Below are 13,568 nucleotides of genomic sequence, written 5' to 3'. Positions count from 1 at the left end.
AAAATACAGCAGCCCAATTAAAAACCCTTTTAGAACGCCTTGAAGGACCAATCGAACTGGTAGCCACTTTAGATGCTTCAGATAAATCTGCAAAAATCAAAGAACTTGTAGAAGAAATCGCTGCACTGTCTGATTTAGTGACTGCCCGTTTTGATGGTACCAACAAACGTGCACCAAGTTTTGGTGTGGCTAAAGCCGGTGAACAGCCTCGTGTTTTCTTCGCAGGCCTGCCAATGGGTCATGAGTTCACATCGCTGATTCTGGCATTGCTGCAAACTTCGGGTTATGCACCGAAAGTATCGAATGAAGTTCTTGAATCGATCAAAGGTTTAGGAATCAAGTCTGACTTTGATGTGTTTGTCTCTTTAAGCTGTCATAACTGTCCGGATGTGGTTCAGGCACTCAACCTGATTGCTATCTATAACCCAGGTACAACAGCAACCATGATCGATGGTGCTTTCTTCCAGGAAGAAGTTGAAGAACGTAAAATCATGGCTGTACCTATGGTGTTCCAGGACAATGAACACATCGGTCAGGGTCGTATGACTTTGGCAGAAATCATTGCCAAGCTGGATACGGATTCTGCTGCCAAAGATGCGGAAAAGCTGAATGCCAAAGAAGCGTTTGATGTTCTTGTGATTGGTGGTGGTCCTGCGGGGAATACCTCTGCAATCTACGCAGCGCGTAAAGGCATCAAAACCGGGATCGTGGCTGAACGTATGGGCGGTCAGGTCATGGATACCATGGACATTGAGAACTTCACTTCAGTGCAAAAGACCCAAGGTCCAAAATTTGCTGCCGAGATGGAAGCCCACGTACGTGAATACGGTGTCGACATCATGAACCTGCAACGTGTATCTGACATCAAGGGTGCAGATGAAACTGCCAACGGTCTGGTTGAAGTGACTTTAGAAAATGGTGCCAAGCTTGAATCTAAAACTGTAATCCTGTCAACCGGTGCACGCTGGAGAGAGATGAATGTTCCGGGTGAGCAGGAATACAAAACCCGTGGTGTTGCCTACTGTCCACACTGTGATGGTCCACTGTTCAAAGGCAAACGTGTTGCGGTGATTGGTGGTGGTAACTCGGGTGTAGAAGCTGCGATCGACCTTGCTGGTATTGTTGAGCATGTCACCCTGGTGGAATTTGATACCAAACTACGTGCGGATCAGGTACTTCAGGACAAACTCAACAGCTTGCCGAACACCACGGTGATCAAGAATGCGCTTTCAACAGAAGTAGTGGGTGATGGTTCACAGGTAACTGCACTGAAATATAAAGACCGTGCGACCGATGAAGAACATACGGTTGAACTTGCAGGGATCTTCGTTCAGATCGGTTTGTTACCGAATACGGATTTCCTGAAAGAAACCAAAGTTGAGTTAAGCAACCGCGGTGAGATTGTGATTAACGAGCGCAATGAAACCAATGTGAAAGGTGTATTTGCTGCGGGTGACTGTACCACAGTACCTTACAAGCAGATCATCATTGCTACAGGTGAAGGCGCGAAAGCATCACTGTCTGCATTTGACTACATCATCCGTTCGGGTCAGTAATAAAGGAAAGCACCTGGGTTCCCCAAAACCCAGGTACTAGAACATCAATCGACTCTATTTCTTATTCCCTTTTTACAGGAACTCCGGACGCTAACACCAGAGTTCCTTTTTTTATATTTGCTTTCCTTCGTTTTAGATCAGTCAGAAGCATCCCCAATTGCTTCTGACTGTTCCTTTCCTCTGCGCTGTTTTTGTTTTAATTTATTATTATGTCTTCCCCAAGGTTGTTCTTTAGATGAGCATAAAATATGCCATCTTTAAGATTTCATTAAGAGTTGAATAGATTCAGTCCCTTAAATTTCTCCATCAATTGTTCTTTGGTCTCCACATGCTCCGGATGGGGCACAATGCACTCAATTGGACACACGGATACACAGGTTTGATGATCATAGAAACCGACGCATTCCGTACAGCGATTGACATCGATTTCATAGATTTTGTCACCTTCATAAATGGCATCATTCGGACACTCCGGCAGACACATGTCGCAGTTGATGCATTTATCGGTAATCAAGAGTGCCATGCTTAGCCTGCCTGATAAGCGAGTGAAGATGCGGAAATATCTGCAGTCGATGTCGGCAGGTTGCGAATCAGCAGGGCATATTGCATATCAATATCTGCTGGAATCGGAATTTCGACGATATGCCCCGAACCTTTGGCATCTTCAATCAGATTGCCTTTACGGTCTTTGATTTCCGTCAAGGTGAAGCTAATGTTGCCTTTAGGCGTCATCAGCTCCAGTGAGTCACCGACTACAAAACGGTTTTTCACATCGATCTTGATGTAATCTCCATTTCGCTCTAGTACTTCACCACAGAAAATTTGATGATCAAAACTGGAAGAACCATTTTCATAGTTCTGATATTCACTATGAACATGGCGACGCAGGAAGCCTTCGGTATAACCTCGATTTGCCAAACCTTCCAGTTGGGTCACCAGTGATGGGTCAAATGGCTTGCCAGCTAAAGCATCATCAATGGCTTTGCGGTAAATCTGTGCAGTACGTGCACAGTAGAAATAGGATTTAGTCCGACCTTCGATTTTTAGCGAATGCACACCGATTTTGGTTAATCGTTCTACATGCTGGACTGCACGCAAATCTTTTGAGTTCATGAAGTAAGTGCCATGTTCATCTTCTTCGGCAGCAAACATATCTTCATCGTTACGCTGAAGTAGGACCGGCTCGTCAAACTGATGTTGAGCTACTTTATGAGCTTCATCCATATCTTGGGAGCAGCAGCCTGAATCCAGATTTTTCACCGGTATCACATCACCGGTCACATCTTCTTTGGCATCCAGAACTTTGTATTCCCAGCGGCAAGCATTGGTGCAGGCACCTTGGTTGGCATCACGTTTATTTATGTAGCCAGATAACATGCAACGGCCTGAATAAGCCATGCACAGCGCGCCATGCACGAAAACTTCAATCTCCATATCTGGTACTTGCTGTTTGATTTCTGCAATTTCTTCAATGGATAGTTCACGTGACAGAATCACACGAGTAAGCCCCATATTTTTCCAGAACTTTACCGTTGCCCAGTTCACGGCATTGGCCTGTACAGACAGGTGAATGTCCATATGCGGGAAATGTTCACGCACCAGCATGATCAGACCTGGATCGGACATGATCAGTGCATCCGGTTGCATCGCGACCACAGGTTCAAGGTCACGGATAAAGTTTTTCAACTTGGAGTTATGTGGCTGGATATTTACCACCACATAGAATTTTTTGCCAAGATCATGTGCTTCTTGAATGCCAATCGCGAGATTATCATGGTCAAATTCGTTGTTACGTACACGTAGACTATAACGCGGCTGGCCGGCATAGACTGCATCTGCACCATAGGCAAAAGCATAACGCATATTTTTCAGTGAGCCAGCAGGTGAGAGAAGTTCAGTAACAGGGATGATACTCATGACGAAATCGAAAGACATATAAAAAGTACGGCTTTTATTTTATTCATCTAAAAACAAGATTCAACCAAGTAAATCACTCGGAAATCATGGTTTTTGTTGATATTTTCAACATTATCAAATAAGTAAAACTGAAATAAATATACAGACTATTGATCTTCGATTTCAGACCGTTCCAAGGTTTTCAGGATTTGACAATGGTCAACCGTAGTCGGTGTATTACAGCTATTTCTTAGCTCGGTAAGCTGAGTTTTAAAAGCTGCTAATTCTTTCATTTTACTGGTGATATCCTGTAGATGCTGGTCAATAATATTGTTAACTGCTGTACAGTTCTGCTCGGGATTTTGTTCCAGTTCGATTAAGGTCTCGATTTCCTTTAAGGACATATCCAGATCACGACAACGCTTGATAAAAATCAGTCTTTTAAGCGCTTCATCATCAAAATAACGATATTGATTATTTGCTCGAAAATTCGGCGTGATGAATCCTTTTTTCTCATAAAAACGCACCGTATCAGTAGTTAAATGTGACTTTTTGGCGATTTCTGAAATCAGATACAAAGACATATACACCTCAGGCTTGACCTTGGAGTTACTCCATAGTTTCTAATCACTGTATCGTATTTCGTATAAAAATACATCGGAGAAGAATATGGCCTGTAGCTGTAATCATGAACCGGCACCCATCAAGCCAAACAGCAAGTTTAGAATGGCTTTATGGATTGCCTTATGGATTAATCTCAGTATGTTTCTGGTAGAGCTGGTCGGTGGAGCCTATGCTCATTCTTCAGCTTTATGGGCCGACTCGCTAGATTTCTTTGGGGATGCAGTGAATTATGGGATTTCACTGGCTGTATTAGGCGCAAGCCTGTACTGGCGAGCCACTGTAGCCTTAATTAAAGGCCTGACTATGGCAGCCTTTGGTCTGGTGGTGATGGCTAAAGTCATCTATGCCTATCTGCTCGGTATTCCTCCTGAAGCCATCACGATGGGTATCATCGGCGCAATCGCTTTACTGGCCAATGTGATCACGGCTGTGATTCTTTATGCTTTCCGTGATGGAGACTCAAACATGAAGTCTGTGTGGCTGTGTAGCCGAAATGATGCAATTGGCAACGTAGCAGTTATTTTTGCGGCCATTGGTGTATTTGGAACCGGTAGTTTATGGCCCGATATGATTGTGGCGGTGATTATGGCCAGTCTGGGATTAACTGCAGGATATCAGGTGGTGAAGCAGGCATTACAAGAACGTCGTACAACTGCATGATAAAAATTAATACTAAATAAAAAACCGGGCAATTTTGCCCGGTTTTTTAGATTCAAGGCATCTTATTTTTCAACGAACGCACGTTCAATTACATAATCGCCTAGAACACCCATACGTGGAGATTCTTTCAGACCGTGTTGGTCAAGAAGGGCAGCAACGTCATCAAGGAAGGCTGGGCTACCGCATAGCATTGCGCGGTCAGTTTCAGGGTTAAAACGTGGCAGACCGATTTTTTCAAACAGTTCACCAGTTTCAATTGCAGTCGTTACACGGCCTTGATTTGGATATTCTTCACGAGTTACCGTCGGGTAATACACTAATTTTTCTTTAGCGCCCAATTCTGAGAAGAACTCATGGTTTGGAATTTCGTTCAGAATCAGATCTTGATAAGCCAGTTCTGAAATGAAACGTGTACCATGAACCACGATAATTTTCTCAAAACGTTCATAAGTTTCAGGATCGCGAATAGTCGACAGGAAAGGTGCAAGACCAGTACCTGAAGATAACAAGTACAGATTCTTACCAGGATTCAAGTCATCCAGAACCAGTGTACCTGTCGGTTTTTTAGAAACCAGGATTTCATCGCCAACTTTTACTTTTTGCAGAATAGAAGTCAGTGGGCCATCTGGAACTTTAATCGAGAAGAATTCCAGTTCTTCTTCATAGTTTGCACTTGCAATTGAATATGCACGCATTAAAGGCTTGCCATTGACCTCAAGGCCGATCATCACAAACTGACCGTTTTTAAAACGTAATGCAGTATCACGAGTCGTTTTAAAAGAGAATAATGTGTCATTCCAATGGTGGACGTGAGTAATCTTTTCGACGTTAAAAGCAGCCATTAAAGGTCTCAATAAGTTATCAAATTAGAACAGGTTGCTATTCTAAACCAAATTCATTCTCGATAAACTGAATATATTTAATTGAGCTTATCAAAAAAAGTGATTATGACTGAACTGACTATACCTGTAATCGGTATAATGAAATCTCCCTATAAAGAAAAATTTGGTATTCCACGTCAACCTAATCTGGTGGAAGTGGAATCCTATATTGAAATGCAGGCGCCTTATAATGATCTGCTGGCTTTTGAGGGAATTGAGGAGTTTAGCCATTTATGGCTGCTCTGGCAGTTCCATGACAATAAAAATCAGGAAAACAGCAAGTTTCGTCCACAGGTACGCCCACCACGTTTAGGTGGAAACCAGAAAATAGGGGTGTTCGCGACACGTAGTATGTATCGTCCTTCGCCGATTGGTTTATCCGTGGTCAAGCTGAAAGAAGTGAAAAAAGTTGGCAAAACAGTCCGTGTTTATGTGACGGGCAGTGATCTTTTAGATGGTACTCCGATTGTCGATATTAAACCTTATATTCATTATTCTGATGCTGTGATGGAAGCGCAAAGCGGTTATGCTCAGGAGGAGCCAGTGCGCAAATATGTGGTCTGGTCGGAACAGGCAGAGCTGGAAAGAGAGCAGTTAGTCCAAACGAAAGGTCTTTCGGAACAAGTCATTCGGGAACTGGCAGAGGTTTTATCCCTTGATCCACGTCCAGCCTATCAGGAGGATCCGGAGCGAATTTATGGTATGCACTTTGCAGATTTCAATATCAAATTTATTGTAAATGAAACGTCTGTTCTGATTGTAGAGATTGAGTGATGGCTAAAGGGCTAGGGTACTTATACTTTCTGCTCAAATCATTCTAAAGTTTTAGCGTCCACCACAAAATTCCGATCAAAACTGCCATATGTAGAATCTGTACAGGTACAAAATACATCGCATATTTGAATCCGCCTGACAGGCCGGAATTTACAGATTTTGCTAAAGCATGGGCTGCAAGGCCTATGAGCAGGGCCTGAATTAGCCGGGTATTGCTCGGGTCACCCTGAATGACCACACTGGCCATGGCTGCATGAATCTCAAATAGTGAAGCCAGCAGGGTACCTGCCAGCAAGCCGGCATCGCCGAGTAAGAGTTCCAGCCCATAAATCGCAGCCTGAATCAGTGTCAAAGTGACTGCAATGATGACCGCTTCTTTCAAGCTAAACATCCGGCTATCTTCTCCTTTTTCACAATTTTCTGGCGGTTTGGCTTTACGCAGCAATAGAAATGCACAGGCAGCCAGAATGGCCATTGCCACTAAGGAAGGAAGCAAAATAATTTTAAGCCAGCTAAAAGATACGCCTCCGACCACAATGAACAGCAGTACTAAAGTCGAGATACAGGACATGAGTGCGGCACCCGCATTGGATCGAGCATCCATCTCACCTTTACGAACCTGTAGACCCAACTGGGCCACTGTGGCTGTGCTGGAAACAAAACCAGAGGCAATGGAAGAAAGCATCAGGGCATTTTTTGTAGAAAGTAAACGTTTTGCAATATGTGCTAGCGCCTGTACCACTAAAATTAAAGTTAAGAGTTTCAGAATCAGGTAGGGATTAAGCACCTTGCCCCATAGCGGTGTATCGGGTGTCAAAGGTAAACCAATCAAGACCAATGCCAGTAACAGTAAACCATCCCGGAATTCAGCTTCAGTAATCCATTTTCCAGCAATGTTATGCATGGAATGTTTGGCCATCAGAATGACTGTAATGAGTACTGCAAGTCCGGCAGCCAGCGGAATATTCCACAGACAGATTGCCCCAATAAAATAGGCCATTACAAAAGCAAGTTCGGTGGTAATTCCAGGATCATCCGGCTGATTTCGGATAGAGGAAATGACCATGCCACCAATAATCAGTGCGCCCACCAAGCCAGTGATTATTCCGAATAAAAAACAGATAGCTCCCAATAGGGCGCAGATAGCAAAAGAACGTAAGCCTGCAAAGCTTGGCTGTTGCTCCCGCTGTTTATGCCGTTCTCGTTCCAGGCCTATCAATAAGCCACAGCCCAATGCTGAAGTCAGGATAGTGAGCAGTTCCTGAAAGGAGCTGTCATTCATGGGCACTGCGCTAAAATCCATATCCGGCCTCAGCTATGAATAAGTAATTATTTTCAAAGGTATCTCTAAAATATAGGCCATAAGCTAGAGGATGAACAAGAGAGAAATGTGAGAGATAAGATAGGGTGAAAAGATTGGTAACGCTAAAGATTGGCACCAGCTAGCAGAAACAGCCAGAAGACACAGCAGGAGAATGCGAAAAATAGCAAAAACTTGTTATAGTGAAGGCATGTTTAGGGGCCTATAACAATGAAATTTGACTTTGAAATTGATACCGCGTGGTGTCTGGAGCAACTTTTTAAAGACGGTAAGATCAGTGATAGAGACCGTATGCTGGTACAGACGACGCATCGTCAGCGTGAACAGCTGAAATGGCATCCTTTACAGTGGATTGCCAATTTTAATCTGGTCGACCACTCTCATCCCCAAAGTACACTTACCCTAAACCGTTTATGTCAGTGGCTGTCAGAAAAAACAAATCTGCCATTTTATATTATTGATCCTTTAAAAGCCGATGTTCAGGCACTTACCGCAGTAATGTCGCAGGAATACGCACTCCGTAACCGTATTCTCGCCGTTGAAATCCAGCTAGACAAAATCCTGATTGCTACCGATCAGCCTTATAAAATGGAATGGGTGTCGAATCTACAGCAGAATGTTAGCCCGCGCCGTATTGAACGGGTGCTACTGAATCCGGAACAGTTGCAACGATATATTGTCGAATATTATCAGGTTAGTCGTGCTGTCAGTGGATCACAAAAATCCTCGGCTTATGACCGTGAAAATAAGGGTGTAGAAGCACTTTTACAGCTCGGTGATTCGCAAAATCCAGATGCCAATGACCAGCATATTGTTAAACTGGTGGACTGGGTATTGCAGTTTGCCTTTGAACAGGGTGCCAGTGATATTCATATGGAACCACGCAAAGATACAGGGAAAATCCGTTTCCGTATTGATGGCGTGCTGCATACCATTTATAAAATGCCAGCCAATACGCTTACTGCAGTGATTTCACGTATTAAAATTCTGGGCCGGATGAATGTGGCAGAAAAGCGCAAGCCGCAGGATGGCCGTCTAAAAACCCGTACGCCTAAAGGGCAGGAAACGGAACTGCGTTTATCGACCTTACCCACCGCTTTTGGTGAAAAACTGGTAATGCGTATTTTCGATCCGGAGGTATTGGTACGCAGCTTCCAGCAACTGGGTTTTGAAGGGCATTTGCTGAATGAATGGAACACGCTGACCAGTCATAGTCATGGCATCATTCTGGTGACTGGACCTACAGGCTCGGGTAAAACGACTACGCTGTATTCAACTTTAAAGCAGCTGGCGACCGAAGAGGTCAATGTCTGTACCATTGAAGATCCGATCGAGATGCTGGAGCCAAGCTTTAACCAGATGCAGGTGAATACCGGAATTGATCTGGGTTTTGCCGATGGTGTACGGGCATTAATGCGTCAGGATCCAGATATCATCATGGTCGGTGAGATTCGTGATCAGGATACTGCCAATATGGCAATTCAGGCTGCCTTGACAGGTCACCTGGTTTTATCCACGTTACATACCAATGACGCACCGTCGAGTTTAACCCGTCTGCATGATCTGGGTGTACAACCGTTCCTGACTGCTGCAACGATTCTCGGTGTATTGGCTCAGCGTCTGGTGCGTAAGTTGTGTCCACACTGCAAAGCAGAAGGCTTTATGGATGAGCAGGAATGGCAGCATTTAGCAGCAGATTATCCATTGGCCCGTCCAGAATTTGTGTTCCGTCCAGTAGGTTGTGAGGAGTGTCGTCATACGGGTTATAAAGGGCGTATAGGGATCTATGAGTTTATGCCACTGAGTTTGGCAACCAAACAGCTGATTGGCGCAGATGCCAACTTGAACCATTTACGTGCTCAGGCGAAAAAAGAAGGTGTAGAGCCACTTAGAATTGCGGGCGCACGAAAAGTCATTGAAGGTGTCACCACGCTAGAGGAAGTACTACGTGTAGTGCCACTGAATTAATTTTTAAAACCTATTTTTGAAAATAAAGTTTTCTTAAGATTCAATTCATCTTCAGCTGTTTTAATAGCTTCATCGAAACAAGACAGCCTAAAAGGTACTGAATATGAAAAATATGACCAAAGCATTTGTAGCAGTGGCACTTATTGGCTCTGCAACAACTGTGACTATGGCAGAAAGTACAGTAAACCAAAGCGCTTTTGCCAAAACCGTAACTGTAAAACAAGCACTCACCATGAAAGATGACAGCAAGGTACAAATCAAAGGTCATGTGGTGAAATCAGTAGGCGACGAAAAATATCAGTTCCGTGACAACACAGGCAGCATCAATGTCGAAATTGATGATGAGTTATGGCAAGGCAAACCGATTTCTGCCAAAACATCAGTAACCATTATTGGTGAAGTAGATATCGATTACAAACCCACGAAACGTGTTGAAATCGATGTTGATGAAGTGCGTTTCAATTAAGGCATTGGCGATAGCCGAATGACCTGACTAGAGAAAACCACATGCAATATTACAAAAAGCATGTGGTTTTTTTTGTTTAAAATTCATGATTATATGTTGAAAATAAGAGAGAATTCAGCATGCGTATTCTTTTGGCAGAAGATGATACCTCACAGGCAGAAAGTATTCAGACCTGGCTGGAAATGGATGGCTATGTAATTGACTGGGTTGAGCGTGGGGACCATGCCATTCTGGCGCTTGAACAGCATCAGTATGACTGTGTGTTACTGGATCGTGGTTTACCGCGAGCCAGTGGGGATCAGATTCTGACAACGCTACGTAAACTGCAGAAAGATACGCCAGTTATTTTTATTACTGCTCGAGACAGTATTGATGACCGGGTAGAAGGACTTGATTTAGGTGCCAATGATTATCTGGTCAAACCTTTTAGCCTGGAAGAATTGTCTGCACGAATTCGTGCCCAGATCCGCTTGCAGCAAAAAAATCTGAGCCATGTGCTGACCTGGGAAGACTTGCAGCTGGATGTACAGGCCAAAACTCTGACTAAAGCAGGTGAAGTGGTGAACTTAACGGCCAAAGAATTTCAGATTTTGCATAAATTGATGCAAAAGCCAGAGCATGTAGTGACCCGGGAACAGCTGGAAGAATCTCTCTATGCCTGGGGGGATGAAATTGAGAGTAATGCCATCGAGGTTTTTATTTATCAACTGCGCAAGAAAATTGGCAGTCAGATGATCAAGACCATACGTGGGCTGGGTTATCGTATGCATAAAGCTGAAGGGTAGATCAATCATGGCTCAGGTGATTTCACTGCAACACAAGCTGATCAAGAATGCCATGTATAGCTCCATTCTGGCGGGCTGTCTGGCCTGGTTGTTATTGCTGGGCATTTCTGGCTATCAGTCTATGCAGATTCATGATGAACTGATGGAAGATATTGCGGAACTTTTACTTGGGGATGTGACTCAGTCCCAAGGTCACAATGTGGATGATATCAGTGAAGAGTTTGAGATACAGTATCGACTTTGGCTGGATCAAGATCAGCTAACCACTTCCGAAAATAACAATCTGTTGCAACATCAGTTACATCATCAATCAGGGCTGCACTTTCAGTTTGGAAATGGACAGTTATTACGAACTTTGATAGTTGAAGATAACGGGCTTAAAGTTCAGGTCATACAGCCAGTATCTATACGCTTTGAACAGATCTGGAATAGTATTTTAGGTTTTGGTTTAATCCTTCTAATATTATGGCTAGTGAAATGGTTGTTACTACATCTATTGATTAAACGTCAGTTAAAGCCACTTAACCGGATTTCACAGGATATTGCCTCCAAGTCCGCCCAGGATCTAAGTCCGGTTCAATCGCCCGAACCGCAAATTGCTGAGCTACAACCGATCGTCAGTCAGTTAAACCGGATGCTGGCTCGGGTAGAGCAGTCCCTAAGTGCAGAACAGCGCTTTACTGCAGATGCTTCGCATGAACTACGCTCACCCTTATCAGCGATTCAAATGCGCCTGCAGGTGTTAAAACGCAAATATCAGACTCATGAAACATTGTCTCAGGATCTGGCGCAGATTCAAAAAGATGTCAGTCGCGGTACTCAGGTTCTGGAAAACCTCTTGCTGCTGGCTCGACTGGACCCTGAACAAAATCATAACCTGCCACAACAAAAGTTAGATTTGCCTGAGCTTATTCAGGATGCTTTAAAAACACTCACGCCGTTCATAGAAGAGAAACAGCTGGACCTAAAACTTGAGCTAAATCATGCTGATATTTCAGGGAATGCCGAACTCATTTTCAGTTGCGTGCGAAACCTGATCGACAATGCCATCAAATATACGCCGTCTGCGGGTACAATTCTGATCCAGTGCCAGCATCAGGCGGATAAAACAGAAGTGGTGATTGAAAATTCAGGAGAGGGAATTTCTGAGGAAACTTTACAGCGACTGGGTGAGCGTTTTTATCGCGCTTTGGGCACTAAAACGCAAGGATCAGGCCTGGGATTATCTATCTGCCAGAAAATCATGCAATTGCATCATGGTGATATTCAATTTATGGCTTCTGATCTTGGCGGGTTAAAAGTCGTATTGCGCTTTTAGATCTAGAATCATGAAACAGACCAAATAAGAAAAGAAGCAGTACGCGCTGATTCATACTGCTGATGACCACGTTTATTATTGTGTGAGTTATTTTATTTAGTGAGAATGAGACGATTATTTCGGGTTAAGCGTAGGCGGTATTCTTCACCGGCATGCATGATGCGAATTTCGCGTCCGAGAGCAAACAGGTTATTTGAATGCAGCATCGGTAATGCATGATGAGCGTCATTGTTACGTGTAAACAGGCTAAAAGGTGCGTTCATTCCATCGACTCCGTGGTATGTGCTTGGATTGATTTAAATGATAATCATTATCGAATAGAGCTGTCAACGCCTAAATTTTGCAATTCCTAAAAAATCCGCTATCACTTACAATTCGTAATATTTCCAGCCAGTTTATCTTCGTATGTCCAAAGCAAATATTCATGTCGCGATTGCCTTGTTATTTCACCAAAATCAGGTTCTGGTTGGCTGGCGGGAAGCGAAACAGCATCAGGGAAATAAACATGAATTCCCTGGCGGCAAAGTAGAAGAAGGTGAAACACCGCTGCAAGCCTGCCGTCGTGAGATCCAGGAAGAAGTCGGTATTGATATCGAGCTTTGGCATCCTTTCGATTTTATTCGTCATGAATATGAAGATGTGATTGTGCATCTGCATTTATTTCATGCCAGTGTAGCTGAAGCACAGTTAGCCCAGATTCAGCAACCCTGGAAGTGGTATAGCCGCGAGCAGTTACAGCAGCTGAATTTTCCGAAAGCCAATGCGGTGATTTTAAAAAAACTGTTATGGCCACAGATGATTAAAATCAGCAGTGATCTGGCAGATCTGCATCAGCTCGACAAAGCGCAAATGCTGTATTGGCGAGTTGACGCCAACGCAGAACAGGCCGAGAAATTGGCAACCCTGCCGGTAGAACAATTATCCCAATTGATTATTAATCATGACTTATATCTGCTGCTGGATGAACAACAGCAACAGAGTATTCAGACTTTACATCTTAAACAGGCACAGCTGAATCAACTAAGTACCAGTGATCTGGTTATAGGGAAACGCTATATTGCGGCGTGTCATGATCATGCGTCTACACAACGGGCAGAACAGCTGGGCTGTGAAGCAATTTTTCTGAGTCCTGTGCTTCCAACAGCGACTCATACAGAAGTAGAGCCACTGGGATGGATTGCCTTTGAGCAGATTGCCAAACAGATTCAGATTCCTGTGTATGCACTTGGTGGAATGAACAAAGATGATTTGAGTCTGGCTCAATCCCATCATGCCTACGGGATCGCAGGCATTCGCGGGATATAAGTAAGTTAATTACT

The 13,568-nt window shown here is 43.8% G+C and carries 14 protein-coding genes; 8 read left to right on the top strand and 6 right to left on the bottom strand.

The window, feature by feature from the left end:
* Positions 1–1,556 (top strand): alkyl hydroperoxide reductase subunit F (gene ahpF, locus ACS72_RS01875; protein WP_048881052.1); only part of this gene is annotated, 1,556 nt, incomplete at its 5' end.
* Positions 1,557–1,824: 268 nt separating this feature from the next.
* On the opposite strand, the gene ACS72_RS01870 is transcribed toward ahpF, so the two are convergent.
* From ACS72_RS01870 to ACS72_RS01860, 3 genes are all read right to left on the bottom strand, one after another.
* Positions 1,825–2,079, bottom strand: a complete 255-nt coding sequence (locus ACS72_RS01870; protein ID WP_004815339.1) for a YfhL family 4Fe-4S dicluster ferredoxin — start codon at positions 2,077–2,079, stop codon at positions 1,825–1,827.
* A 2-nt stretch (positions 2,080–2,081) separates the two neighbouring features.
* Positions 2,082–3,491 (bottom strand): tRNA 5-hydroxyuridine modification protein YegQ, encoded by a 1,410-nt coding sequence (gene yegQ / locus ACS72_RS01865; RefSeq protein ID WP_048881051.1) that lies wholly within the window; start codon positions 3,489–3,491, stop codon positions 2,082–2,084.
* Positions 3,492–3,619: 128 nt separating this feature from the next.
* Complete coding sequence (locus tag ACS72_RS01860; RefSeq protein WP_048881050.1) at positions 3,620–4,036, bottom strand: Cd(II)/Pb(II)-responsive transcriptional regulator; 417 nt, start codon at positions 4,034–4,036, stop codon at positions 3,620–3,622.
* 85 nt (positions 4,037–4,121) lie between these two features.
* On the opposite strand from ACS72_RS01860, the gene ACS72_RS01855 reads away from it, so the two are divergent.
* The gene (locus tag ACS72_RS01855) at positions 4,122–4,736 is read left to right on the top strand and encodes a cation transporter (protein ID WP_048881049.1); all 615 of its coding nucleotides are present in this window, start codon (positions 4,122–4,124) and stop codon (positions 4,734–4,736) included.
* 62 nt (positions 4,737–4,798) lie between these two features.
* Here the strand turns inward: ACS72_RS01855 and ACS72_RS01850 are convergent, their stop codons facing one another.
* Complete coding sequence (locus ACS72_RS01850) at positions 4,799–5,578, bottom strand: ferredoxin--NADP reductase (protein WP_004815348.1); 780 nt, start codon at positions 5,576–5,578, stop codon at positions 4,799–4,801.
* Positions 5,579–5,683: 105 nt separating this feature from the next.
* Here ACS72_RS01850 and tsaA point away from each other — a divergent pair, with 105 nt between their 5' ends.
* Positions 5,684–6,391: a tRNA (N6-threonylcarbamoyladenosine(37)-N6)-methyltransferase TrmO gene (gene tsaA, locus ACS72_RS01845; protein ID WP_048881048.1), complete on the top strand. Its 708-nt coding sequence runs from the start codon at positions 5,684–5,686 to the stop codon at positions 6,389–6,391.
* A gap of 43 nt (positions 6,392–6,434) precedes the next feature.
* On the opposite strand, the gene ACS72_RS01840 is transcribed toward tsaA, so the two are convergent.
* Positions 6,435–7,694, bottom strand: a complete 1,260-nt coding sequence (locus ACS72_RS01840) for an MgtC/SapB family protein (RefSeq protein ID WP_048881047.1) — start codon at positions 7,692–7,694, stop codon at positions 6,435–6,437.
* A gap of 228 nt (positions 7,695–7,922) precedes the next feature.
* Between ACS72_RS01840 and ACS72_RS01835 the strand changes: the two genes are divergently transcribed.
* The 4 genes from ACS72_RS01835 to ACS72_RS01820 all read left to right on the top strand — a co-directional run bounded on the left by ACS72_RS01835 (position 7,923) and on the right by ACS72_RS01820 (position 12,249).
* A complete protein-coding gene (locus ACS72_RS01835) occupies positions 7,923–9,680 on the top strand; it encodes a GspE/PulE family protein (RefSeq protein ID WP_048881046.1) in 1,758 nt (585 codons plus the stop codon).
* Between the two features lie 103 nt (positions 9,681–9,783).
* A complete protein-coding gene (locus ACS72_RS01830; protein ID WP_008302569.1) occupies positions 9,784–10,146 on the top strand; it encodes a NirD/YgiW/YdeI family stress tolerance protein in 363 nt (120 codons plus the stop codon).
* 119 nt (positions 10,147–10,265) lie between these two features.
* Entirely contained in the window at positions 10,266–10,931 is a 666-nt protein-coding gene (locus tag ACS72_RS01825; RefSeq protein ID WP_004815358.1) for a response regulator transcription factor, read from the top strand.
* A gap of 7 nt (positions 10,932–10,938) precedes the next feature.
* Positions 10,939–12,249, top strand: coding sequence for a HAMP domain-containing sensor histidine kinase (locus ACS72_RS01820; RefSeq protein ID WP_048881045.1), 1,311 nt, complete (start codon positions 10,939–10,941; stop codon positions 12,247–12,249).
* 92 nt (positions 12,250–12,341) lie between these two features.
* Here the strand turns inward: ACS72_RS01820 and hemP are convergent, their stop codons facing one another.
* Positions 12,342–12,512: a hemin uptake protein HemP gene (hemP, locus tag ACS72_RS01815; protein WP_004815360.1), complete on the bottom strand. Its 171-nt coding sequence runs from the start codon at positions 12,510–12,512 to the stop codon at positions 12,342–12,344.
* Between the two features lie 142 nt (positions 12,513–12,654).
* Here hemP and ACS72_RS01810 point away from each other — a divergent pair, with 142 nt between their 5' ends.
* Positions 12,655–13,554, top strand: a complete 900-nt coding sequence (locus ACS72_RS01810; protein ID WP_048881044.1) for a thiamine phosphate synthase — start codon at positions 12,655–12,657, stop codon at positions 13,552–13,554.
* Positions 13,555–13,568: the final 14 nt, after the last annotated feature.

This window comes from Acinetobacter sp. VT 511 (genome assembly GCF_001077515.1).
Lineage (GTDB): Bacteria > Pseudomonadota > Gammaproteobacteria > Pseudomonadales > Moraxellaceae > Acinetobacter > Acinetobacter schindleri.
Note: the sequence above shows the minus strand (reverse complement) of the source record. Positions and strands in the feature narration are given on the sequence as shown.

Excerpts from the sequence above, each read along its gene's own strand:
- ACS72_RS01870 (WP_004815339.1), bottom strand. The coding sequence starts at position 2,079 with ATGGCACTCTTGATTACCGATAAATGCATCAACTGCGACATGTGTCTG.
- yegQ (WP_048881051.1), bottom strand. The coding sequence starts at position 3,491 with ATGTCTTTCGATTTCGTCATGAGTATCATCCCTGTTACTGAACTTCTC.
- ACS72_RS01860 (WP_048881050.1), bottom strand. The coding sequence starts at position 4,036 with ATGTCTTTGTATCTGATTTCAGAAATCGCCAAAAAGTCACATTTAACT.
- ACS72_RS01855 (WP_048881049.1), top strand. The coding sequence starts at position 4,122 with ATGGCCTGTAGCTGTAATCATGAACCGGCACCCATCAAGCCAAACAGC.
- ACS72_RS01850 (WP_004815348.1), bottom strand. The coding sequence starts at position 5,578 with ATGGCTGCTTTTAACGTCGAAAAGATTACTCACGTCCACCATTGGAAT.
- tsaA (WP_048881048.1), top strand. The coding sequence starts at position 5,684 with ATGACTGAACTGACTATACCTGTAATCGGTATAATGAAATCTCCCTAT.
- ACS72_RS01840 (WP_048881047.1), bottom strand. The coding sequence starts at position 7,694 with ATGGATTTTAGCGCAGTGCCCATGAATGACAGCTCCTTTCAGGAACTG.
- ACS72_RS01835 (WP_048881046.1), top strand. The coding sequence starts at position 7,923 with ATGAAATTTGACTTTGAAATTGATACCGCGTGGTGTCTGGAGCAACTT.
- ACS72_RS01830 (WP_008302569.1), top strand. The coding sequence starts at position 9,784 with ATGAAAAATATGACCAAAGCATTTGTAGCAGTGGCACTTATTGGCTCT.
- ACS72_RS01825 (WP_004815358.1), top strand. The coding sequence starts at position 10,266 with ATGCGTATTCTTTTGGCAGAAGATGATACCTCACAGGCAGAAAGTATT.
- ACS72_RS01820 (WP_048881045.1), top strand. The coding sequence starts at position 10,939 with ATGGCTCAGGTGATTTCACTGCAACACAAGCTGATCAAGAATGCCATG.
- hemP (WP_004815360.1), bottom strand. The coding sequence starts at position 12,512 with ATGAACGCACCTTTTAGCCTGTTTACACGTAACAATGACGCTCATCAT.
- ACS72_RS01810 (WP_048881044.1), top strand. The coding sequence starts at position 12,655 with ATGTCCAAAGCAAATATTCATGTCGCGATTGCCTTGTTATTTCACCAA.